The sequence below is a fragment of the Saccharothrix sabaoui genome (assembly GCF_051756985.1).
Taxonomy (GTDB): Bacteria; Actinomycetota; Actinomycetes; order Mycobacteriales; family Pseudonocardiaceae; genus Actinosynnema.
This window is the reverse complement of record NZ_JBPKJK010000029.1, coordinates 21,183-43,272: the sequence shown is the minus strand read 5'-3', so window position 1 is coordinate 43,272 and position 22,090 is coordinate 21,183. Positions and strand designations below refer to the sequence as shown.

17 protein-coding genes are annotated in these 22,090 nt (G+C 75.9%); 12 read left to right on the top strand and 5 right to left on the bottom strand.

Going from position 1 to position 22,090, the window contains the following annotated elements:
* Nucleotides 1-13: 13 nt before the first annotated feature.
* Nucleotides 14-346: a hypothetical protein gene (locus ACR807_RS11790; protein ID WP_438921325.1), complete on the bottom strand. Its 333-nt coding sequence runs from the start codon at nucleotides 344-346 to the stop codon at nucleotides 14-16.
* A 365-nt stretch (nucleotides 347-711) separates the two neighbouring features.
* Nucleotides 712-1,356: a GntR family transcriptional regulator gene (locus ACR807_RS11785; protein ID WP_438921298.1), complete on the bottom strand. Its 645-nt coding sequence runs from the start codon at nucleotides 1,354-1,356 to the stop codon at nucleotides 712-714.
* Between the two features lie 56 nt (nucleotides 1,357-1,412).
* On the opposite strand from ACR807_RS11785, the gene ACR807_RS11780 reads away from it, so the two are divergent.
* From ACR807_RS11780 to ACR807_RS11730, 11 genes are all read left to right on the top strand, one after another.
* Nucleotides 1,413-2,495 carry an asparaginase gene (locus ACR807_RS11780; protein WP_438921297.1) on the top strand — a complete coding sequence of 361 codons (1,083 nt, stop codon included), beginning with the start codon at nucleotides 1,413-1,415 and terminating at the stop codon, nucleotides 2,493-2,495.
* A 21-nt stretch (nucleotides 2,496-2,516) separates the two neighbouring features.
* Nucleotides 2,517-2,849: a hypothetical protein gene (locus ACR807_RS11775; protein ID WP_438921296.1), complete on the top strand. Its 333-nt coding sequence runs from the start codon at nucleotides 2,517-2,519 to the stop codon at nucleotides 2,847-2,849.
* A gap of 20 nt (nucleotides 2,850-2,869) precedes the next feature.
* Entirely contained in the window at nucleotides 2,870-3,307 is a 438-nt protein-coding gene (gene msrB / locus ACR807_RS11770; protein ID WP_438921295.1) for a peptide-methionine (R)-S-oxide reductase MsrB, read from the top strand.
* A gap of 282 nt (nucleotides 3,308-3,589) precedes the next feature.
* The gene (locus ACR807_RS11765) at nucleotides 3,590-4,498 is read left to right on the top strand and encodes a TIGR04222 domain-containing membrane protein (protein ID WP_438921294.1); all 909 of its coding nucleotides are present in this window, start codon (nucleotides 3,590-3,592) and stop codon (nucleotides 4,496-4,498) included.
* Nucleotides 4,499-4,539: 41 nt separating this feature from the next.
* Entirely contained in the window at nucleotides 4,540-5,457 is a 918-nt protein-coding gene (locus ACR807_RS11760) for a TIGR04222 domain-containing membrane protein (RefSeq protein ID WP_438921293.1), read from the top strand.
* Nucleotides 5,405-6,226: a TIGR04222 domain-containing membrane protein gene (locus ACR807_RS11755; protein ID WP_438921292.1), complete on the top strand. Its 822-nt coding sequence runs from the start codon at nucleotides 5,405-5,407 to the stop codon at nucleotides 6,224-6,226. The genes ACR807_RS11760 and ACR807_RS11755 overlap by 53 nt, the downstream gene beginning before the upstream one ends.
* Nucleotides 6,227-6,299: 73 nt before the next feature.
* Nucleotides 6,300-7,103 carry an MbnB/TglH/ChrH family RiPP precursor modification enzyme gene (locus tag ACR807_RS11750; protein WP_438921291.1) on the top strand — a complete coding sequence of 268 codons (804 nt, stop codon included), beginning with the start codon at nucleotides 6,300-6,302 and terminating at the stop codon, nucleotides 7,101-7,103.
* Nucleotides 7,100-7,444, top strand: coding sequence for an SCO6045 C-terminal-like domain-containing protein (locus tag ACR807_RS11745; protein WP_438921290.1), 345 nt, complete (start codon nucleotides 7,100-7,102; stop codon nucleotides 7,442-7,444). Before ACR807_RS11750 ends, ACR807_RS11745 begins: the two co-directional genes overlap by 4 nt.
* A 437-nt stretch (nucleotides 7,445-7,881) precedes the next feature.
* Nucleotides 7,882-11,157, top strand: a complete 3,276-nt coding sequence (locus tag ACR807_RS11740) for a S8 family serine peptidase (RefSeq protein ID WP_438921289.1) — start codon at nucleotides 7,882-7,884, stop codon at nucleotides 11,155-11,157.
* A 166-nt stretch (nucleotides 11,158-11,323) separates the two neighbouring features.
* On the top strand, nucleotides 11,324-14,503 hold the full coding sequence (locus ACR807_RS11735) for a S8 family serine peptidase (RefSeq protein WP_438921288.1): 3,180 nt from the start codon (nucleotides 11,324-11,326) through the stop codon (nucleotides 14,501-14,503).
* A 256-nt stretch (nucleotides 14,504-14,759) separates the two neighbouring features.
* On the top strand, nucleotides 14,760-18,059 hold the full coding sequence (locus ACR807_RS11730; RefSeq protein ID WP_438921287.1) for a S8 family serine peptidase: 3,300 nt from the start codon (nucleotides 14,760-14,762) through the stop codon (nucleotides 18,057-18,059).
* A 43-nt stretch (nucleotides 18,060-18,102) separates the two neighbouring features.
* Here the strand turns inward: ACR807_RS11730 and hemQ are convergent, their stop codons facing one another.
* From hemQ to hemE, 3 genes are read right to left on the bottom strand one after another with little or no spacing between them, the layout of a single operon-like run.
* Nucleotides 18,103-18,795: a hydrogen peroxide-dependent heme synthase gene (hemQ, locus tag ACR807_RS11725; protein WP_438921286.1), complete on the bottom strand. Its 693-nt coding sequence runs from the start codon at nucleotides 18,793-18,795 to the stop codon at nucleotides 18,103-18,105.
* A gap of 26 nt (nucleotides 18,796-18,821) precedes the next feature.
* Nucleotides 18,822-20,240, bottom strand: coding sequence for a protoporphyrinogen oxidase (gene hemG, locus ACR807_RS11720; RefSeq protein ID WP_438921285.1), 1,419 nt, complete (start codon nucleotides 20,238-20,240; stop codon nucleotides 18,822-18,824).
* A gap of 10 nt (nucleotides 20,241-20,250) precedes the next feature.
* Nucleotides 20,251-21,303 carry a uroporphyrinogen decarboxylase gene (hemE, locus tag ACR807_RS11715; protein ID WP_438921284.1) on the bottom strand — a complete coding sequence of 351 codons (1,053 nt, stop codon included), beginning with the start codon at nucleotides 21,301-21,303 and terminating at the stop codon, nucleotides 20,251-20,253.
* 98 nt (nucleotides 21,304-21,401) lie between these two features.
* Here hemE and ACR807_RS11710 point away from each other — a divergent pair, with 98 nt between their 5' ends.
* Nucleotides 21,402-21,938, top strand: coding sequence for a DUF3000 domain-containing protein (locus ACR807_RS11710; RefSeq protein ID WP_438921283.1), 537 nt, complete (start codon nucleotides 21,402-21,404; stop codon nucleotides 21,936-21,938).
* Nucleotides 21,939-22,090: the final 152 nt, after the last annotated feature.

Below are 22,090 nucleotides of genomic sequence, written 5' to 3'. Positions count from 1 at the left end.
CGACCGTCCCAGGTCAGCCGCGCTCGCCGTCCAGCCGCACCACGACCGTGACCCGTCCCTTGCCGTCACGCCGCGCGACGGCGTGCCCCGCGCGATCGGCGCCACCCAGCCGCAGCGACAGCGGCCCGCCGTCGCCGGTGAAGTTGCGCCACCACGTCTTGGCGTCGGGCATGACCACCCTGATCGCGACGGTGTCACCCGCACGCCGGTAGGCGACCGGCGTGCTGAAGGTCCGCCCCGACCGGCGACCGGTGTAGGTGACAACGGTGATGTACCGGCTGACGTACCGCCCCCAGCGCGGGGACGACCACAGCGCCACGACCCGGCCGTTGACGCCGTCGACCATGCGCCCCGTCAGCGTTCCCGCACGTCGCACGGGACCTCCCTGGCTACGTCGTTCCCGGCACCGAGCGGTTGTCGCACCGCTACCGGCGACACTAGCCAGGCGAGCGGGGGACTCCACCCGCTCCGCGTGAAGTGAGAAGGATGCGTGGCGTCGCGTATCGCATTCGCGGTTGGCGATCCGGGCGACTCGGGCGACTCGGGTAACCGGGTGACTCCCGCCGCGCCGCCTCCTTCTTTTCCGGCAACGAAATTATCTCCCGGAAAGTTGCCGGCCGGCAGGGCGTTAACTCGTACCGGTGAATTCCGTCGACCGAGGGCCTACCGGTACAGGCTCACTGACCTGCCATTATGCCACAAACCCACCTCTCACCCCAGGCTGGTGAGCATTTGTGCGCACACCCTGGCCAGGTGTTTGCGCATCACGTCCCCGGCCTTGCGCGGCTCTCCCGCCGCCACGGCGGCCACCAGGTTGTCGTGGTCGTCCAGTGACGCGTGCTGGTGCGGCGGGTCATCGCGCAGCCCGCTCCGCAGCAGCACCACGCGCTGCTGCACCAGCCTGACCTGTTCGGCGATCCGGGGACTGCGCGCGGCGTCCAGCATGGCCTGGTGGAAGGCCAGGTCCAGTCGGTACGGGAAGCGTTCGCCGGCCGAGTAGGCGCGGCGCGATTCGTCGCACACTGCGCGCAGGCGCACGACGTCGCGCTCGGTGCGGCGGGTGGCCGCGAGTTCGGCCGCCGCGCACTCCAGGGCGGCCCTCAGTTCGAACAGCGCTTGCACCTCGGCCGCGTCGGCGGTGGGCACGGACGCGCCGCGGTGGGGCACCAGGACGAGGAGCCCTTCGGACGCGAGTTGCCGGATGGCCTCGCGCAGCGGCCCGCGGGAGATGCCGAGCCGTGCGGCCACCTCGACCTCGTTCACGCGCGCGCCCGCCGGGATGTCACCCGTCAGCACCAGTTCGCGCAGTGCGTCGACGGCCTGGCCGGCCAGGCTCATGTGCAGGGGTGGTGTCACGAACGTCTCCTAGCACACCCGACGGGCCTCATGTTAACTGTCGACAGTCAACAGGGATGCTGAGAGGGGCGCGCGGCATGGCGCACGAACTGGTCGCCGAGGTGTGGCGGGGCGGGTTCCTGGAGTCGGTGCACCACGGTTCGGTCGTCGCGCTCGACGCCGCCGGCCGCGTGGCGTTCACGGTGGGCCGCCCGCAGGACACGACCTACCCGCGCTCGTCGAACAAGCCGGTGCAGGCGTTGGCCATGCTGCGCCACGGCCTGGACCTGGACGGCGAGCTGCTGGCGCTGGCCTGCGCGAGCCACTCCGGCGAGGACTTCCACGTCGAGGGCGTGACCGCGATCCTCGAACGGCACGGCCTGCCGCTCTCCGCGCTGCGGTGCACGCCCGACCTGCCGATCGGCGAGGAGGCCCTCAGGGCCCACCTGGCGCGCGGTCGGGGCAAGGCGCCCCAGTACATGAACTGCTCGGGCAAGCACGCGGCGATGCTGGCGACCTGCGCGGTCAACGGCTGGTCGACGCACGACTACCTGGACCCGGCGCACCCGCTCCAGGGCGCGATCCGCGACACGCTGGAGGACCTGGCCGGGGAGCGGATCGGCGCGGAGGGCGTGGACGGGTGCGGCGCGCCGCTGCTCGGCATCAGCCTCACGGGGCTGGCCAGGGCGTTCGGCAGGATCGCGAGCGCGCGCGACGGTCACGAGGCGCGGATCGCGCGGGCGATGGGCGCCCACCCGGAGTGGGTGGGCGGCACGGGCCGCGACGTCACGAAGCTGATGCGGGCGGTCCCGGGGGCGGTGGCGAAGGACGGGGCGGAGGGCGTGTACGCGATCGGCCTGCCGTCGGGTGAGGCGGTGGCGTGCAAGATCGCCGACGGGTCGAGCCGGGCGCGGGCGGTGGTGCTGGTGGCCGCGCTGCGCCGGCTGGGTGCCGCGGGTGTGGGCGGCGGGGACGCGGTGGCCGGGAGCGCGGCGGCCGGGGACGCCGTGGCCGGGAGCGCGGCGGCCGGGGACGCGGCAGCCGCGAGCGCGGTGGCCGGGGACGCGGCGGGCGGGTTGGACGAACTGGCGACGTTCCCGGTGCTGGGGCACGGTCGGGTGGTGGGGTCGGTCCGGCCTTCTGCCGTGCTGGTGGGTTGAACCGCCCATTACGCTTTCGGCATGGCCAGTGCCGGTGCCGCAGACCTCCCGGACGACCGTCCGCGCGACGGTGACGACGACCTCGCCGACCTCGACGACGAGCTGATCGGGCTCGACCCCGACGACCCGGAGACGCGGGCGTTCGCCGAGCACCTGGACCGGATGCAGCGGCGGCAGCCGAACTTCACGATCGAGGGGTCGTTGGCAGGGGTGGAGCACTTCGCGGACTCGGCGAACCGGGCGGGCGGGTTGCGCCGGCTCACGGCCGTGGTCGTGGTGGCGCTGATCCTGCTGGGCGCGGGTGTGAGCGTGTGGTACTACCTGGGCGACCTGCTGACCGTCTTCTTCGATTAGTTTCGACTACCGTGGAAGGCATGGAACCTGTCGTCGGCGCCACCCCGAAGGTGGTCCGCTCCGAGCTCGAGTGGCGGGAGATCCTCACGCCCAAGGAGTTCGCGGTGCTGCGCGGTGCGGGCACGGAGCCCGCGTGGACGGGCGAGTACACCGAGACCAAGAGCGAGGGCGTGTACGAGTGCCGCGCGTGCGGCGCGGAGTTGTTCCGCAGCGACACGAAGTTCGACTCGCACTGCGGTTGGCCGTCGTTCTTCTCGCCGCTGGCGGGTGACGCGGTGATCCTGCGCGAGGACCGGACGCTCGGCATGGTGCGCACGGAGGTGTTGTGCGCCACGTGCCACAGCCACCTGGGGCACGTTTTCGAGGGTGAGGGCTACCAGACCCCGACGGACCAGCGGTACTGCATCAACTCGATCAGCCTGCGCCTGGTCGAGGACGGCACCGGTCGGGCAGGCTGAAGGCGCTTTCCCGCACGACGATCGACGATGGCGATCGACCGCGGTGGTCGATGATGTTGTCCACACCTGGAGGGAACATGCGCGTGGTCAAGGGCACGGACGGCGAGGGCTCCGGCGGCGTCGACGGCGCTTCGTCCTCCTGACGGAGGTGCCGGCGGGGGCTTGGGCGGCGGCTGAACCCTAAGGCTTGCCCAAGCCCCCTTGCCGGGGTGTGGCCCGGAGCACACCATGGGTTCCTGGCTGGTGGGACCCGGTCCCACCGAGGCCCACAGGGGGTGGACCGTGGAGCGACCGTGGGGGCTTTCGGGCCCGGAGTTCCTGGAGTTGTACTGGATCGGGCTGGCGTTGTCGCCGGCGTTCGCGATCCTGGTCCGAGTGCGCCTGCGGCGGACGCGGGGAGGCGTCCCAGCGGGTGTGCTCGGGTTGGTGGAGGTGGCTTACCTGACCGGTGGTCCGCGGCGCGCGGTGGAGGCGTCGTTGGCCGGTCTGCTGGCGTCGGGTGCCCTGGTGGCGGCGCGCAACGGGGCGGTGCGGGTGAACGGGGCGCCGACGGCGGAGCACCCGGTGGACCGGGCGGTGCTGGCCGACGCGGCGCGCTACCGGTACCGGACGATGGTGTTGCTCGTGACCTCGGTGTCCGGGCAGGACGCGCCGCACGCGGTGGGCCGTCGACTGTCCGAAGAGGACTACGTGGTGCCGCCGGCGGTGGTGCGGTCCCGGTTGCGGCTGGGTGTCGTGCCGTTGGCGCTGCTGTTCGCGGTCGGCGTGGCGCGGTGGGTGAACGGGGTGGCGATCGGCGCGCCCGTGGGCTGGTTGACGTTGCAGCTGGTGCTGACCGGGGTGCTGGGGTGGCTGCTGCTCAGGGCGCGCGGGGTGACGCGCACCGCCCGGGGTGACGCGGCGGTGGCGGCGGCGCGGGCGAACTGGTCGGGTCGTGCCGAGGAGCGGGTCGCGCTCGACGGGTTCGCCGCCCACCCGGACGTGGTGCTGCGGGCGGCGGTGCGCCCGGCGCGGGCGGCGTCGCGGCGGGGGTCGGGCGGGCCCTTCCTGGCGGGGTACGCGGTGACGGGTTCGTCCGGGGGGTGCGGGGGTTCCTCGTCGGACGGCGGTGGCGGCGGGTCGAGCTGCGGCGGCGGCGGCGGTGGCGGCGGCGGCGGGGGTGGCTGCGGCGGCGGTGGTGGCGGCGGCTGAGTCCCGCCCGGGGCGGCCGGGGCCGGTCTAGGTTGGCGGCCATGGGTTTCCTGTGGTGGTGCGGCGCGGCGCTCGTGGCCGCGGTGGTCGTGGGTCTGCGGGTGAAGCGGGTGACCGGCGCCGCGCCGTCCCGGGTGCTGTCGTTCGAGGAGATCGGCTACCTCGGGGGTGGGCCGGTGCGGGCGGTGGAGGTGGCGGTGTCGGGGTTGGTGGCCGACAACCGGGCCCGCGTGTCGGGGACGGTGGTCAGCGCGGTCCCGGGGCCGGCGGAGCGGCCCGCGTCGGCGTTGCAGGGGGCGTTGCTGGAGGGGTTGCGGGGGCCGCGCGACCTGGACGAGCTGGTGGTGTCGGCGTCGACCGGCGGGCCGGTCCGGCGGATCGGGCGGCGGCTGGTCGCGGAGGGGCTGCTGGTGGCGCCGAGGCGGCGGCTGGCGCGGGCGCTGCTGGCCCTCGCGCCGGTGGCGCTGGTCGCGCTGCTGGTCGTGGTCGCGGGGCCGGGCGGGTGGGAGTCGGTCGTCGCGCTGTCCGTCGCCGGCGCGCTCGCGGTCCTGCTGCTGCTGGGTCCGCCGCCCGTCCTGACCAGGTGGGGTGCGCGGGCGTTCGCGGGGGCCACCGCGGGTCTCGCGCCGGTCGACCCGGCCGAGGTGACCGCGCGGTACGGCCTCGCGCGGGCCGCCGTCGTCCCGTCCGCGCCGCGCGAGGGGGCGGCGCGGGCGGAGACGGCGGTGTTCGACGGCGAACGCGCGGAACCGATCGCACCTGCGGAAACGTCCCAGGGACCACGTCCGCGGCGCGGGCGCGCCGTGGTGGTCGAGCCGCGGCGCTGGCAGCGCCGCAACGGGTGGTTGGTGGCCGGTGGGTGGTTCGCGGGCGGGTGGTTGGCCGCGCAGTGGTTGGAGGGTGACGATGGCGGGTTCCTGGACGGCGACCACGGCGGGTTCGGCGGGTTCGACGCCTGAGCCGCGGCCCGAGGAGCTGGCGTTCCTGGCCGGTGGCCCGGGGCGGGCGGCCGAGGTGGCGGTGATCTCGCTGGTCGAGGCGGGCGCGGTGCGGATCTCGCGCGACGGCCTGGTCAGCGCGGTGCGGGGGCCGGAGCGCGCGTGGAGCCCGTTGCAGCGCGTGGTGCTGCGCGCGGTGCCGATGCGGCTCGGGGACGTGATCTCGACGGTCGCGGGCAGCGCCGAGGCGGACGTGCTGCGGCGGGAGCTGGCGGCGCGCGGGTTCACCACGTCGCCGGGGCGGCGCTCGGCGTGGCGGGTGGCGCGCGTGGTGAGCGTCGCGCTGGTCCTGGGGGCGCTGTTCGCGGTCGGCCTGACCGGGTGGTCCGCGCTGGTGGTGATCGCGGCCGGTGTGCTGTTCGCGGCGGTGAACGTCGGCGCGGCGGTGGGGCGGCGGCCGTTGACGCGCGCGGGCCGGGCGGCGGTGCGGCGGCTGTTCGTGCGGACCTCCACGTCGGACCCGGTGGGGCTGGTGGCGTGCTACGGGCTGCTGGGCCGCGCGCACGGGCGGGTCGTGTGGTCCGGGTGGCTGGACATCGCGCCGGCCGCGGCGGCGACGTTGCGGCGCCGGAAGCGGAAGCGCGGGTCCGGCGGCACGGGCGGGTCGTCCTGCGGCACGACCGGGTGCGGGAGCTGCGGGTCGGGGTCGAGCTCCGGGTCGTCGTGCGGCGGTGGTGGCGGCAGCAGCTGCGGCGGTGGTGGCGGTTGTGGTGGCGGTGGCGGGGACTGACGCGCGGCGGGCTCCGGGGACGTGGGCTCCGGGGACGTGGGCGGCGGGGACGACCGAAGGGCGGGTGGGGCGGGTGCGGGGACTGGGCGTCGGGATCGGGTGGCGGGCGGAGATCGACTTGACCGTCGAGGCGCTGCCGGTGGACTTCGTGGAGGTCGTGGCGGAGAACCTGCACGTCGGGGGGCTGCCGGAGTCGATCCGGCTGCTGCGGGAACGCGGCGTGCCGGTCCTGCCGCACGCCGTGTCGCTGTCGCTGGGCGGCGCGGAGCCCGTCGACCCGGCCAGGGTGGCGCACCTGGGCGCGCTGGCCGAGGCGCTCGACGCGCCCTTCGTGAGCGACCACGTGTGCTTCGTGCGCGCGGGCGGCCTGGACTCGGGTCACCTGATGCCGCTGCCGCGCACCCGTGACGCGCTCGACGTGCTGGTGGCCAACGTGAGGTCCGCCCAGGCGGACCTGCCGGTGCCGCTGGCGCTGGAGAACGTGGCCGCCCTGCTGGAGTGGCCGGGCGGCGAGCTGTCCGAGGGGCGGTTCCTCGCCGAGCTGGTCGAGCGCACCGACTGCCACCTGCTGGTGGACGTCGCCAACCTCTACGCCAACGCCCGCAACCTCGGCACCGACGTGGACCGCTTCCTCGACGAGGTGCCGCTGGAGCGCCTCGCGTACGTGCACGTCGCGGGCGGTGTGGAGCAGCGGGGCGTCTACCACGACACGCACGCCCACGCCGTGCTCCCGGAGGTGCTGGACGTCCTGGCCCGGCTGTGCGAGCGGGCCGACCCGCCCGGTGTGCTGCTGGAGCGCGACGACGACTACCCGTCCGACGACGAGCTGCGCGCCGAGCTGGCCGCGATCCGCGCGGTGGTGGGGGTGCCGGGGTGACGGGGCCGCAGCGGGAGCGGTTGGGGGCGGCGCAGGCCGAGCTGCTCGACGCCCTGCTCGCGGGCGGCACGCCCCCGGCGGGGTTCGACGAGCGGATGGTGCGGGTGGAGCGGCGGGCGCTGCTGGACAAGCGGCGCGGGATCGTGGGGTCGCTGCGCCCGGACGTCGCCGCGGAGCTGGGCGAGCGGTTCCGGCCGCTGTTCGACGAGTACGCGGCGGGCAACCCCCGGCGGGCGGGCAGCCGGTTCCGGGACGACGCCGCCGCGTTCGCCGCGTGGGCCGCCGAACGGGGCGAGCTGGCCCCGCCGCCGAGGCGCCGGTGGTGGCGGCGGGCGACCTGAGGCGCGTCGCGCGGGCCGAGGTTTGCCGCAGCGGTCCCCGTGCAACCCCGGTGGTGGAGCCGCACCCGGCGAGCCTGGTCGCGGGGACGACATGCGCCTGCTGGACCAATCCGGATCTGCGCTGGTCGACCGCGCACTCGACGTCAGCCCCGAAACGGCCTACCCGAACAGTCCGGACCGCCCAGTGGGTGGGCCGCACGCAGGTATCTCGATTGGTGCCGACGGCTCAGTTACCGACAAGTAGGTAACCGTTTACTCCGCTGAACCGGTGAAGAACATACCGACCAATCAGCGGCTGCCCCCGTCTGCCGAGCCCTTTACCGTCGGTGAGGTCAAGGGCGACGTCACTCCCGGTACAACTGCCGCGACCGCGGGTAACACCGCCCTTCCGGCCACGCGCCCCGCGGCGCGCGGCACCCCATCGGGAGGTACGGCGAGTGAAGAGCACACGTTGGCGCGGCACGACGTGGGGGGCCGCGCTGGTCGCGGCGACCCTGGCGGCGAGCGGCCTGGCGCCGGGCACCGGGCCCGCGCGGGCCGGCACCCAACAGGACGGCACCCAGCAGGACCGGATCGCGAACACGGACACAGGCATCGGCGCGGAGCACCACGCGGTCACCCTCGTCACCGGCGACCGGGTCGTGCTGGCCGGTGACGGGGTGCGCGCGTTCGTCGCCGCCCCCGGCCGCGAGCGCACCGTCTTCCACACCTACGAGAGGGACGGGCACCTGCACGTGGTGCCGCGCGACGCGGCGAGGCTGATCTCCCAGGGCCGGCTCGACCCGCGGCTGTTCGACGTCACGGGGCTCGTCGAGTCCGGGTACGACGACGCACGGCGCGACACCGTGCCGCTGATCGTGGCCGGCGACGAGGAGCCCGCGGCGGCGGGCCTGCACGTCACCCGGTCGCTGCCGGTGGTCGGCTCGTACTCCGCGCGGGTCGTGAAGTCGCAGGCCGCCGAGACCTGGCGAACGCTCGTGTCGAGGGCGAGCGTGCGCAAGGTGTGGCTGGACGGGCTGCGCGAGCTGAGCCTGGACCGCTCGACGGCGCAGGTCGGCGCGCCCGCCGCGTGGGCCGCCGGGTACACCGGCAAGGGCGTGAAGGTGGCCGTGCTGGACACCGGCGTGGACGCCGCCCACCCGGACCTGGCCGGGCACGTCGTCGAGGCGGAGAACTTCACCGAGGACCCGGACGGCACCGACGGCGTCGGCCACGGCACGCACGTCGCCGCCACGATCGCGGGTGGCGTCGCGCCGTACCGGGGCGTCGCGCCGGAGGCGGACCTGCTGGACGGCAAGGTGTGCGTGGCGGCGGGCTGCCAGGAGTCGGCGATCGTGGCCGGCATGGAGTGGGCGGCGGCGCGGGGCGCGGACGTGGTGAACCTCAGCCTGGGCGGCGACGACACGGCGGAGCTGGACCCGCTGGAGGAGGCCGTGCAACGGCTGTCGGAGCGGACCGGGACGCTGTTCGTGGTGGCGGCGGGCAACAACGCGCGACCGGGGACGATCAGCTCGCCGGGCAGCGCCGACGCCGCGCTGACCGTGGGCGCGGTGGACCGGCTGGACGGCATCGCGCCGTTCTCCAGCCGAGGGCCGCGCACCGGTGACGGCGGCGTGAAACCGGACCTGACCGCGCCGGGCGTGGACGTCGTGGCCGCGAGGGCCGCCCGCGGCACGGTCGGCACCCCGGTGGGCGAGGGCCACGTGGCCATGTCCGGCACGTCGATGGCGACGCCGCACGTGGCGGGCGCGGCGGCGCTGCTCGCGCAGCAGCACCCGGACTGGACGGGCGCGCAGGTCAAGGCGGCGCTGGTGGCGTCGGCGCGGAACAACCCGGAGCTGACCGCGTTCGACCAGGGCGCGGGCCGCCTCGACCTGGCGAAGGCGATCACGACGACGGTCACCGCCGAACCGGCGAGCCTCGCGATGGGCCTCCAAAGGTGGCCGCACGACGACGACGCGCCGGTCGGCCGGACCGTCGCCTACCGCAACACCGGCACGGCCCCGGTGACGCTGGCCCTGTCGGTGGACGTGCGGGGGCCGGACGGGTCGGCCGCGCCCGGCGGCCTGCTGGGCGTCGCGCCCGCGAAGCTGACCGTCCCGGCGGGCGGCGAGGCGACCGCGACGGTCACCGCGGACACCCGGCTCGGGTCGGTGGACGGCCTGTACGTCGGCTCCGTGGTGGCCACCGGCGGCCCGGCACCGCTGCGGACCGCGGTGAGCGTGAACCGCGAGGTGGAGAGCTACGACGTGGAGTTCGAGTTCGTGGACGCGGCGGGCGCGCCCGCGGTCGACTACTACTCGTCGGTCATCGGCCTGGACACCGACACGTTCGCGTTCCCCTACGACGCGGACGGGTCGTTCGCGCTGCGGCTGCCCCGGGGCGAGTACTTCACCGGCACCGACGTGCAGAGCGAGGGCGGGAAGCTCGCGCTGCTGCCCCGGCCGTCCCTCACCGTGGACCGGGACCAGCGGGTGGTGTCCGACGCGCGCACCGCCCGGCCGTTGAGGATCACCGCGCCGGACGCGGCCGCGCAGGAGGCGCTGGGCGACATCACGGTGGTGCGCCGGCACGGCGACCGGCAGGCCAGCACCAGCACCGCGTTCCTGGGCGGGTTCGGCGCGGACGTGTCGATCGCGCACGCCGGCCCGGAGCTGCCCGGCGACGGGGTGGTGTCGCTGATCGGGTCGCAGCTGCGCGGCACGCCGGAGGGCGGCACGCCGGTGACGTACCGGTTCGCCTGGAGCCAACGGGGCGTGCTGCCCACCGGGTTCGTGAAGGCCCCGGCCGCCGCCGACCTCGCCGAGGTGCGCACGACGTTCGGGCCGGGTCCGGCGGGTCGCGCGTTCGGCCACGGCGGCAACCCGATGACGCCGGGCGGCGTGGGCGGCTGGGCGTGGCTGCCGGACGTCACCTCCCCCGGCCAGGCCGTCAACCGGGTCACCACCGACCTGGCGTGGTCGTGGGGTTTCCTCCAGTTCGGCCCGGACGGCGGTGTGGAGGCCACGCTGACCTCGCCGGAACGCGCCTACACGAGGGGCGCGCGGGCCGCCGAGGAGGCCAACGACCCGGTGTTCTCCCCCGCGCTGCCGCCGTCGCGGTCGCCGTACCTGGGGCGCATGGGCGACGACGTGGCGTTCGCGGTGCCGCTGTTCACCGACGCCTCCGGCAACGGCGGCACGGCGGCGGTGTCGTCGGCGCGCACCACGTTGCTGCGCGACGGGGTCGAGGTCGGCGAGACGCCGTACGCGGGCAACGGGCTGTTCCCGGTGCCGGCGGGCGAGGCGGGCTTCCGGGTGGAGACCGAGGCGGTGCGCGCGGCGGGGTCGTCGGACTTCGCGACGCGGGTGGCCTCGGCGTGGACGTTCCGGTCGGGCACCACCTCCGGTGACGGGTACGCGCCGCTGCCGCTGTCGGTGGTGCGGTTCACGCCGGAGCTGGACGCCTCCGGGTCCGCGCCGCGCGGGCGGGCGCTGCGGGTGCCGCTGACCGTGCAGCAGCAGGAGGGCGCGGCCAACGGCCGGGTGGAGCGGATCGACGTCGAGGTGTCGTTCGACGACGGCGCGACGTGGACCGCGGCCCCGGTGTCCGGCGGGGCGGCCACCGTCACCACGCCCGCCGCCGCCGGGTTCGGCTCGGTGCGGGTCAAGGCCGTCGACAGCGCCGGGAACGCGGTGGAGCACACCGTGGTCCGGGCCTTCAAGGTCGCCTGACGCGGCACGTGGGGGCGCCCGCCGCAGTGGGTGCCCCCACGTGGGGCGAAGCAACGCCGGCTGGGCCGCACGGCGGCGGGCCCCGCCGCGTTCCAGCGGCTGAACCGGTCCTCCCACCTGGTTAGCGTCGGACCCACGCAACCAGATCAGGGAGGTATCTGTGTTGATGTCCGGAGCACGCACGCGCTGGGGGGCCGCACTGGCCGTCGTGGCGCTCGTGGCGGGGGGCGCGTCGACCGCCACCGCCGCGCCGCCGCCGTTACCGCCACCGCTCGCGGGGGACGCCCCGTCGGACCACCGCACGCACGCCGTCACCCTCGTCACCGGCGACCGGGTCGTCGTCGCGGGCGACCGGGTCCTGTCGGTGACCCCCGGCCCGGGCCGGGAACACCTGTCGTTCCACCGGTTCCGGCGCGACGGGCACCTGCACGTGGTGCCGCGCGACGCCGCCGCGCCGCTCGCCGCGGACCGGCTCGACCCGCGCCTGTTCGACGTGACCGGCCTCGTGGCGGCGGGCTACGACGACGCGCGGCGCGACACCGTGCCGCTGATCGTCACCGGGTCCTCCGCGCCCGGCGCGCGGGTCACCCGCCCGCTGGCCGCGCTGGGCGCGGTGGCCGCCGAGGCGCCCAAGTCCGCGGCCGCGCTGCCCGCGCTGCTCGCCGACCCCGGCGTCGTCAAGGTGTGGCTGGACGGCAAGCGGCGGACGTCGCTGGACCGCTCCACCGCGCAGGTCGGCGCGCCCACCGCGTGGGCCGCCGGGTACACCGGCGCGGGCACCAGGGTCGCCGTGGTGGACAGCGGCGTCGACCAGGACCACCCGGACCTGGCGGGGAAGCAGGTCGCCGAGCGGAACTTCACCGAGGACCCCGACGTGACCGACCTCGTGGGCCACGGCACGCACGTCGCCTCGACCATCGCGAGCGGTCGCGCGCCGTACCGGGGCGTCGCCCCCGACGCGGGGATCATCGACGCCAAGGTGTGCTCGGTGTCGGACTGCCGGGAGTCGTGGATCGCCGAGGGCATGGCGTGGGCGGTCGAGCAGGGCGCCGACGTGGTCAACATGAGCCTCGGCGGCACGGACTCCCCCGGCCTGGACCCGTTGGAGGAGGCCGTCGACGCGCTGTCCGCGAGCAGCGGCGCCCTCTTCGTCATCTCGGCGGGCAACTCCGGCCGGCCCGGCACGATCGGCTCGCCGGGCAGCGCGGACGCCGCCCTCACCGTGGGTGCGGTCGACCGCGACGACACCATCGCGCCGTTCTCCAGCCGGGGCCCGCGGGTCGGCGACGGCGCGCCCAAACCGGACGTCACCGCGCCCGGCGTGGGCATCGTGGCCGCCGAGGCGAACAGCGGCGGCGACCACTTCGCCGCGTCCGGCACGTCCATGTCCAGCCCGCACGTCGCCGGCGCGGCGGCGCTGATCGCCCAGCAGCACCCCGACTGGGACGGCGAGCGCATCAAGGCCGCGCTCATGGCGACCGCCAAGCCCAACCCGGCGCTCACCGCGTTCGACCAGGGCGCGGGCCGCGTCGACCTGACCCGGGCCATCGGCGCGACGATCACCGCCGACCCGCCGTCGCTGGCGTTCGGCTCCCAGGCGTGGCCGCACGACGACGACACCCCCGTCACCCGCGAGGTGTCGGTGCGCAACCCGGGCGCCGCGCCGGTCACCCTCGACCTGGCCGTCGACCCGGACGGCTCCGCGCCCGCGGCGCTGTTCACCGCCACGCCGGCGAACATCACCGTGCCCGCGGGCGGCGAGGCCACCGTCACCGTCACCGCCGACACGCGGGTCGCCACCGCCGACGGCGCCTACAGCGGCACGCTCGTCGCGCGCGGCGGCGGCGCGGAGCTGCGCGTGCCGCTCGGCGTGGACCGCGAGGTGGAGAGCTACGAGGTCCGGTTCGACGTGGTCGACGCCGACGGCGCGCCCGCCGCCGACTACGCCGCGTTCGTCATCGGCCTGGACCTCGACGTCGTCACGATCATCGGCGGCCAGCCGGGCGGGCGGTCCGTGCGGCTGCCCAAGGGCGAGTACCTGGTGGTCACCGACGTGCTGACCGGCACCCGGCGGGCCGTGCTGCCGCAACCGTCCCTCGGCGTCACCGCCGACACCACCGTCACCGCCGACGCGCGGGTCGCGCGGCCCGTCCGGGTCGGCTACCCCGACGCCGGTGCGACGCCGCGGGTCGGCGACCTGCTCGTCGTCCGCCGGTACGGCGGCGTCCTCAACGGCGTCGGCACCGCCTTCCCGGGCGGGTTCGGCGACACCGCCATCGGGCACCTCGGCCCGGAGCTGCCCGCCGACGAGGTGGACGTGCTCGTCGGGGAGCAGGCGAGCGGCACGCCCGTCGGCGGGACACCGGTGAACTACCGGTTCTCCTGGCGCGAGCGCGGCAAGGCGCCCACCGGCCTCGTCCGCTCCCCCGCCCGGCGCGAGCTGGCCGAGGTGCGCACCTCGTTCGGGCCCGTGCCGGCGGGCGCGGACCTGGTGTTCGGGGCGGTCCCGACGCTCCCCGAGGGCATCGGCGGCCTCCTGTGGGACGCCGACGTCGACACCCGGTCGATCGACTACACCACCACCGGCGACGGCCTGCGCTGGGTGTTCACGCCCTACGAGGTGCGCGACGGGGCGGGCGTGGCCGTGCAGTACTCGGAGCCGCTGGAGCTGCGCGCCGGCCGCGTGCACCGCGAGCGGTTCAACCACGCGGTGTTCGGGCCCGCGCTGCCGTCGCCGGACGGGGGGCACCTGTCCCGCCTCGGCGACGAGATCGGCTTCTCGGTGCCGGTGTTCGGCGACGGCGAGGGGCACAGCGGCGACGCGCTCACCGCCTCGGCCCGCACCACCCTGCACCGCGACGGGGTGCTCGTCGGCGAGGTGCCGTACGCGGGCGGCGGGTTGTTCACCGTGCCGCCGGGCACCGCCCGGTACCGCGTCGACACCGAGGCCGAGCGCGCGCCGGGCGTCTCGGAGTTCACCACGTCGCTGCGCTCGTCGTGGACGTTCCGCTCCGGCACCGTGCCCGGCGACGAGCCGGAGGCGCTGCCGCTGACCGTCGTGCGGTTCGCCCCCAACCTCGACGACGCCACCGGCTCCGCGCCGCGCGGTCGCCTGCTGCGGGTGCCGCTCGTGGTCGAGCAGCAGGCCGCGGCCGGGGTGGGCCGGCTGACCGTCGAGGTGTCGTTCGACGACGGCGGGTCGTGGTCGAAGGTGCCCGTCGCGGGCCGCACGGCGCTCGTGCGCAACCCCGGCGCGGCCGGCTTCGCCTCGCTGCGCGTCCGCGGCGCGGACCGGGCGGGCAACGGGTTCGAGCACACCCTCGTCCGCGCCTACAAGATCTCCTAGGCGCACACCGGGCGGAGAGGCACCCACCCGGCGGTGGGTGCCTCTTCCGTACCAACGACAAACGGTAAGTAACCACCAGAAGGACTCGTTGAGGGGACGAACACCCCTCGAAGAGATGCTGACCTCACCCTGACGGGTGGATAGCGTCGAGTGGGTTGGGGGGCTTCGTCACTTCCGGTTCACGCCACGGCCGCAGGTCAACGCCGCCTTCCGGCTGCGCGTCCCACGACGCGCACGACCGGACAGGGAGGTATCCGTGCCGAGAACACGTACGCGGGGCATGGCCCGGGGGGCCGTCGCGGTCCTGGCCGCCGGGCTCGTCGCGGTCCCGGCCGCGGGGGCGGCCGGCGCGGCGCCACCGCGGCAGCCGGGCCGAGAGCAGGCCCAGCAGCCGACCCAGCCGCAGCAGCCGGCGCGCGACCGGCGGGACACCGCGTTCGCCGTCACGCTCCTCACCGGCGACCGGGTCGTGGTGAACGGCGACGGCAGCCGCGCGGTCGAGGCCGGACCCGGCCGCGCGGGCACCGCGTTCACCACCTTCGAACGCGACGGGCACCTGCACGTCGTGCCCGCCGACGCCCAGCGCGCCCTGGCCTCGGGCCGGCTCGACCCGCGCCTGTTCGACGTCACCGGCCTGCGCGACGCCGGCTACGACGACGCCCGGCGCGACACCCTGCCCCTCGTCGTCACCCGCACGGGCGGCGCACGACCGCTCGCCGCGGCCGGCGTCCGGGTGACCCTCGACCTGCCCGCCGCCGGCGCGGTCGCCGCCCACGCCGTCAAGGCCGAGGCCGCCACCGCCCACCGGGCCCTCGTCGACGACCCGACCGTGCGCGCGGTCTGGCTCGACGGCCTGCGCACCCGGGACCTCGACCGCTCCACCGCGCAGGTCGGCGCGCCCACCGCGTGGGCCGCCGGGTACACCGGCGCGGGCGTCGAGGTCGCCGTGCTCGACGGCGGCGTCGACGGCGACCACCCCGACCTGGCCGGCAGCGAGGTCGCCGAGCGGAACTTCACCACCGACCCCGACGCCACCGACCTCGACGGCCACGGCACGCACGTCGCCGCCACCGTCGCCGGTTCCGGCACCGGGTACCGGGGCGTCGCGCCGGACGCGCGGGTCCTCGACGGCAAGGTGTGCTCGCGGGGCGGCTGCGCCGAGTCCTGGATACTCGCCGGCCTGCAGTGGGCCGTCGACCAGGGCGCCGACGTCGTCAACCTCAGCCTCGGCGGCACCGACACCCCCGGGCCCGACCCGTTGGAGGAGGCCGTCGACGCGCTGTCCGCGAGCAGCGGCACCCTCTTCGTGGTCGCCGCCGGCAACTCCGGCGGGCCGGGCACGATCGGCTCGCCCGGCAGCGCGGACGCCGCCCTCACCGTGGGGGCGGTCGACCGCGACGACGGCATCGCGCCGTTCTCCAGCCGGGGCCCGCGGGTCGGCGACGGCGGCGTCAAGCCCGACATCACCGCGCCCGGCGTGGACATCGTCGCGGCCAAGGCCGCGCGGGGCACCATCGGCACCCCGGTCGGCGACGGCCACGTCGCCCTGTCCGGCACGTCCATGGCCACCCCGCACGTCGCCGGCGCGGCGGCGCTGATCGCCCAGCAACACCCCGACTGGGACGGCGAACGCATCAAAGCCGCGCTCATGGCGACCGCGAAGCCCAACCCGGCGCTCACCGCCTTCGACCAGGGCGCCGGCCGCGTCGACCTGACCCGGGCCATCGGCGCGACGATCACCGCCGACCCGCCGTCGCTGGCGTTCGGCTCCCAGGCGTGGCCGCACGACGACGACACCCCCGTCACCCGGCGGCTGACGCTGCGCAACAGCGGCGACGAGGCGGTCACCGCGCCCGTCACCGTCCGGGCCACCGGCCCCGACGGCGCGCCCGCACCGGCCGGCCTGTTCACCGCCGCACCCGCCGACGTCACCGTCCCCGCGGGCGGCGAGGCCACCGTCACCGTCACCGCCGACACCCGCGCGGGCGCGCTCGACGGCGCGCACTCGGGCGCGGTCGTCGTCGGCGACGCGACGCGGGTGCCGGTCGGCGTCGACCTCGAAGCCGAGAGCCACGACGTCACCGCGACGTTCCTCGACGCGGCGGGCGGCACGCCGTTCGCCCACTCCGGCGTCGTCATCGGCCTCGACAACGACGTGTTCACGTTCCTGGACGGCGACAGCGGCACCGTCACCACCCGCCTGCCCCGGGGCGAGTACACCGTGCAGGCCACCGTGGTCAGCGGCGACGCCGACGACCCGGCGTACGCGCTGATGCCGCGCCCGGCCCTGTCCGTCACCCGGGCGGAGACCCTGGTGTTCGACGCGCGCGACGCGAGACCCGTCAGGATCACCACGCCCGACCCCGGCGCCACCCCGGCCATCGCCGACATCGGCGTCACCCGCAGCCTCGGCGACCGCAGGATCAGCGTCGGCTCGGCGTTCACGGGCGGCTTCCCGGACTCGCTCACCCTCGCCCACACCGGTCCCGGGCTGCCCGCCGACCAGCTGAACACGACGATCGGCGCGCAGTACCGGGGCACCCCGGTCGGCGCCACGCCGGTGCACTACCGGTTCGCCTGGATCGAGCACGGGAAGGTGCCCACCGGATTCGTCCGCTCCCCCGCCGGGCGCGAGCTGGCCGAGGTGCGCACCTCGTTCGGGCCCGTGCCCGAGGGCAAGCGCGTGCTGCACGGCGGCATCGGGCTCAACGACGACAGCGGCGGCGGCTGGGCCGCCCTGATGCCGGTGCGGCCCGGCGGCGAGGTGGTCGACCACGTCACCACCCGCGACTTCGACTGGACGTGGCTGGTGCTCCAGGACGGGGGCGGGTTCGACGTCGAGGCCGACCACCGGTCCCCCGCCGCCAAGACCTACCGGCCGGGCCGCACCCACCGGGAGCGGTTCCTGTTCCCCGTGTTCGGCCCCGGCGCGCCCGACACCGGCTACCCCCACCTCAGCCGCCTCGGCGACGAGGTCCGGTTCGACGTGCCGCTGTTCGACGACGGCGCCGGCAACCTCGGCGGCTCCCTCCTCGCCTCCGCGCGGACCGCGCTGTTCCGCGACGGCGTCGAGGTCGGCTCGGTCGCCCGGCCCGACGCCCGGTTCACCGTGCCGGCGGGCCGGGCGGACTACCGGGTCGAGGTCGACGCCACCCGCGCGCCGGGCGTCTCGGGGTCCAGCACGTCGGTCGCCGGCCGGTGGACGTTCCGCTCGGGCACCGTGCCGGGCGAGCGGGCGCGACCGCTGCCGCTGTCGGTGGTGCGGTTCACGCCGGCGCTGGACGCCACCGGCGGCACGCCCGCCGGGCGGGTGCTGCGCGTCCCGCTGACCGTCGAGCAGCAGCGGGGGGCCGACAACGGCCGCGTCCGCCGGGTCGGGGTCGAGGTGTCGTTCGACGACGGGAAGTCGTGGGCGGCGGTCCCCGTCGTCGGGAACGCCGCGTTCGTGCGCAACCCCGGCGCGGCGGGGTTCGCGTCGCTGCGCGCCAAGGGCTCCGACAGCAGGGGCAACGGGTTCGAGCAGACCGTGCTGCGTGCCTACCGGGTCACCGGCTGAGCACGGGGAGGGGCGTCGCGCACGGCCGCCCCTCCCCCGCCCGTCACGGCAGGTTCGCGACCAGCTCCGCCGCCGGCACCCGGGTACCGGTGTAGAACGGCACCTCCTCGCGCACGTGGCGGCGTGCCTCGGTGCCGCGCAGGTGCCGCATCAGGTCCACGATGCGGTGCAGCTCGTCCGCCTCGAACGCCAGGATCCACTCGTAGTCGCCCAGCGCGAACGACGCGACCGTGTTCGCCCGCACGTCCGGGTAGTCCCGGGCCTCCTTGCCGTGGTCGGCGAGCATGCGGCGCCGGTCCTCGTCGGGCAGCAGGTACCACTCGTAGGACCGCACGAACGGGTACACGCAGACGTACTTGCGGGGGTCCTCGCCGGCCAGGAACGCCGGGATGTGGCTGCGGTTGAACTCGGCGGGCCGGTGCAGCGCCACCTGGCTCCACACCGGCGTCGAGACGCGGCCCACCGCGGTGCGGCGGAACCCGGTGTACGCCTGCTGGACCTGCTCGATCTCCTCGGCGTGCCACCAGATCAGGTAGTCGGCGTCCGCGCGCAGACCGGCCACGTCGTACACACCGCGCACCACGACGCCCTTGGCCTCCAGGCCGTCCAGGTACTCCTGGGCCTCCGCCGCGGCCGGACCGCGGTCGTCGGGCAGGCGACCGGGCTCCACCCGGAAGACCGACCACATGGTGTAGCGGATGGTGTCGTTGAGCTCGGCGTAGTTCAAGCGGGACATGCCGTCAATCCTCTCACTGCGGGTGGTCAGCGAACCCGGCCGAGCACGTGAGCGGCGACACGGGCCGCCGCGGCGCCGGCGGTGGCGACGCACGCCGGGATGCCCACGCCGTGCAGCGCGGCACCGGCCACGGCCAGGCCGGGCACCCCCGCCACGGCGTCCTCGACGTCCCGCACCAGGTCGAGGTGGCCCACGCCGTACTGCGGCAGACCACCACCCCACCGGGTGACGAGGGTGTCGACGGGCTCGGCCGTGACGCCGGTCAACCGGGCCAGGTCGTGCCGGACCGCGGCGACCAGGTCCTCGTCGTCGCGCCGGAGCAGGTGCTCCTCGCCGTGCCGGCCGACGCTGCCGCGCACGAGCACCGGCTCGCCGGCCAGGTGCGCCCACTTGCGGCTGGAGAAGGTGAACGCCTTCGCCGCGTACGGGACGCCGTCCGGGCCGCGCTCGCCCTCGGCCAGCAGCACGCCGGACCGCTCGGGCAGCACCGTGCCCGGCGGCAGCGCCAGCGCCACCACGGCCATCGACGCCAGTTCCACCTCGGCGTAGCGGCGCGACGCGGCGGGCACGACGTCGGCGAGCAGCTTGCGGGCCGAGGGGGCGGGCACGGCGAGCACCACGCCGTCCACGTCGAGCACCGCGGGCGCGGCGGGCGTGCCGATCTCCAGGCGCCAGCCGTGCTCGCGGCGCAGCAGCGCGCGGACGGGCAGGCCGAGCCTCGTGCGGACGCCCGCCACCTCGGCCAGGCGGTGCACCAGGCTCGCCAGGCCGTCGCCGAGCGTGCCGAAGACCGGCGGTCGGGGGACACCCGGCAGTGGCGGGGCGGGCATCGTCGTCGCGGCGGCGGCCAGCAGCGAGCCGATGCCCGAGTCGAGCGCGGTGGCCAGCTGCGGCATGGTCGCGCGCAGCCCCAGCGAGTCGGCGCGGCCCGCGTACACCCCGCCCAGCAGCGGCCCGACCAGGCGGTCGCCCACCTCGGGGCCGAACCGCTCGGCCAGCAGCGCGCCCACCGCGACGTCCGCGCCGTCGAGGCGGACCGGCGGCAGGTCCGGTTCGGCGGCGACCCGGCGCACGCCCTCCTCGGACAGCACCTCCCGCACCGCCTCCACCGACGCGGGGACACCCATCAGGGTGCGCGCGGGGATCGGGCGGGTGCGGCCGGCGGCGTGGATGGCCGAGGGCGCGCCCGTGGGGTGCACGAGCCGGTCGGCGAGCCCCAGCTCGGCGACCAGCCCGGTCGCCTCGGGCCGGCGGTGCAGGAACGCCTCCGCGCCCACGTCGTAGGCGCGGCCGGCGACCTCGGCGGTGCGCAGCTTGCCGCCCAGCCGGTCCGCCTGCTCGACGACGGTGATCTCGGCGGTCGGGCCGAGCAGGTGGCGCAGGCGGTGCGCGGCGGCCAGGCCGGAGATCCCGCCGCCGACCACCGCCACCCGCGGCGCCCTCACCCGCGTGCCCTCATCGCTCGCGGTGCACCATCTCGACGGCCCGGGTGATGACGTCCGGGTCGGTGTCGGGCAGCACGCCGTGGCCCAGGTTGAAGATGTGCCCGGCGGCGGCCTCGCCCTCCCGCTTGACCCGCTCGACCTCGCGCTCCAGGGCGGGCAGGCCGGCGAACAGCAGCGCCGGGTCCAGGTTGCCCTGCACGACCGGCTTGGGCAGGTGCGGGGCGGCCCGTTCGAGCCGGCGCACGGCCACGTCCAGCGGGGTGCGCCAGTCGACGCCCACCACGTCCGCACCGGCCTCGCGCATGGCGGGCAGCAGCTCGGAGGTGCCGACGCCGAAGTGGATGCGCGGCACCGACGTGACGCCGCCCAGGACCCGCGTCGAGTGGGGCAGCACGAACTCGCGGTAGTCCCGCTCGGACAGCGCGCCCGCCCACGAGTCGAACAGCTGCACGGCCTTCACGCCGGCCGCCACCTGCACGCGCAGGAACTCGGCCGTGATGCCCACGAGCTTGTCCAGCAGGGCGTGCCACAGGTCGGGGTCGCCGTGCATGAGCGCCTTGGTGCGCTCGTGGTTCTTGCTGGGGCCGCCCTCGACCAGGTAGGAGGCGAGCGTGAACGGCGCGCCCGCGAACCCGATCAGCGGGACGTCGCCCAGGGCGTCGTTGAGCAGCCCGACGGCCTGCGCCACCGGGCGCACCTGCTCCTCGTGCAGCTCGGGGAGCGCGTCCACGTCCTGCCTGGTCCGGACCGGCTTCGCGACGACCGGACCGGTGCCCGGCACGATGTCCAGGTCGATGCCCGCGGCCTTGAGCGGCACGACGATGTCGGAGAACAGGATCGCGCCGTCGACGTCGTGGCGCCGGACCGGCTGGAGCGTGATCTCGCAGACCATCTCCGGGTCCAGGCACGCGTCCAGCATCGCGGTGCCTTCGCGCAGCTTGCGGTACTCGGGCAGCGAGCGGCCCGCCTGGCGCATGAACCAGACCGGCGTGCGGGACGGCCGGCCGCCGCGTGCGGCGACGAGCAGCGGGGCTTCGGTGATGTCGTTCATCTCGCGCTCCATCGTCCCACGTGGTGGTCGGCGGCGGTCGGTCGGCCGGCGCCGGCGGGTCCGGCGTGCCGCACGCGCTCCCGGGCGTTCGTGGGCCTAAGGTCCGAGGTGTGACGGAGCCCGAACTCTTCCAGCGGGCGGTGGCGACGCTGCGGTCGGTGCGCACCCGGCCGGAGCTGGAGTTGACCGAGGTGCGGCCGCCGCAGCGGCTCGCGCCTTGGGCCTTCGCGTTGACCGCGGAGGTGACCGGGCCCGCCGACGAGCTGTCCACCGGCCGCCTGGTGCTGCTGCACGACCCCGACGGCGTCGACGCCTGGTCGGGCGTGTTCCGCCTGGTCGCCTACGTGCGCGTCGAGCTGGACGCGGAGCTGGCGGCGGACCCCCTGCTGCCCGAGGTCGGCTGGTCGTGGCTCGCCGAGGCCCTCGACGTCGCCGGCGCCCCCTACCTGGCGCTGGGCGGCACCGTGACCCAGACGTCGTCGGCCCGCTTCGGCGACATCGCCGGCCCGGCCCGCACCGACGACCTGGAGCTGCGCGCCTCCTGGACGGCCCGCGACGCCGACCTCTCCGCCCACGGCACCGCGTTCTACGACCTGATGGCCACCGCCGTGGGCCTCCCCCCCGTAGGCGTGACCACCCTCCGCTGACCGCGAGAGTCCAACGCCCAGGCCCCGAGAGTCCAACGCCCGGGTCCCGAGAGTCGTACGCTCAGGCCCGGTGAGTTCTTCATCCGCGAACGAAGAACTCAGGGGTCCCGGACGTACGACTCTCGCGACCCGGGGGTACGACTCTCGGGGCC

Excerpts from the sequence above, each read along its gene's own strand:
- ACR807_RS11790 (WP_438921325.1), bottom strand. The coding sequence starts at position 346 with ATGGTCGACGGCGTCAACGGCCGGGTCGTGGCGCTGTGGTCGTCCCCG.
- hemQ (WP_438921286.1), bottom strand. The coding sequence starts at position 18,795 with ATGTCCCGCTTGAACTACGCCGAGCTCAACGACACCATCCGCTACACC.
- ACR807_RS11735 (WP_438921288.1), top strand. The coding sequence starts at position 11,324 with ATGTCCGGAGCACGCACGCGCTGGGGGGCCGCACTGGCCGTCGTGGCG.
- ACR807_RS11755 (WP_438921292.1), top strand. The coding sequence starts at position 5,405 with ATGGCGGGTTCCTGGACGGCGACCACGGCGGGTTCGGCGGGTTCGACG.
- msrB (WP_438921295.1), top strand. The coding sequence starts at position 2,870 with ATGGAACCTGTCGTCGGCGCCACCCCGAAGGTGGTCCGCTCCGAGCTC.
- ACR807_RS11775 (WP_438921296.1), top strand. The coding sequence starts at position 2,517 with ATGGCCAGTGCCGGTGCCGCAGACCTCCCGGACGACCGTCCGCGCGAC.
- hemE (WP_438921284.1), bottom strand. The coding sequence starts at position 21,303 with ATGGAGCGCGAGATGAACGACATCACCGAAGCCCCGCTGCTCGTCGCC.
- ACR807_RS11760 (WP_438921293.1), top strand. The coding sequence starts at position 4,540 with ATGGGTTTCCTGTGGTGGTGCGGCGCGGCGCTCGTGGCCGCGGTGGTC.
- ACR807_RS11780 (WP_438921297.1), top strand. The coding sequence starts at position 1,413 with ATGCTGAGAGGGGCGCGCGGCATGGCGCACGAACTGGTCGCCGAGGTG.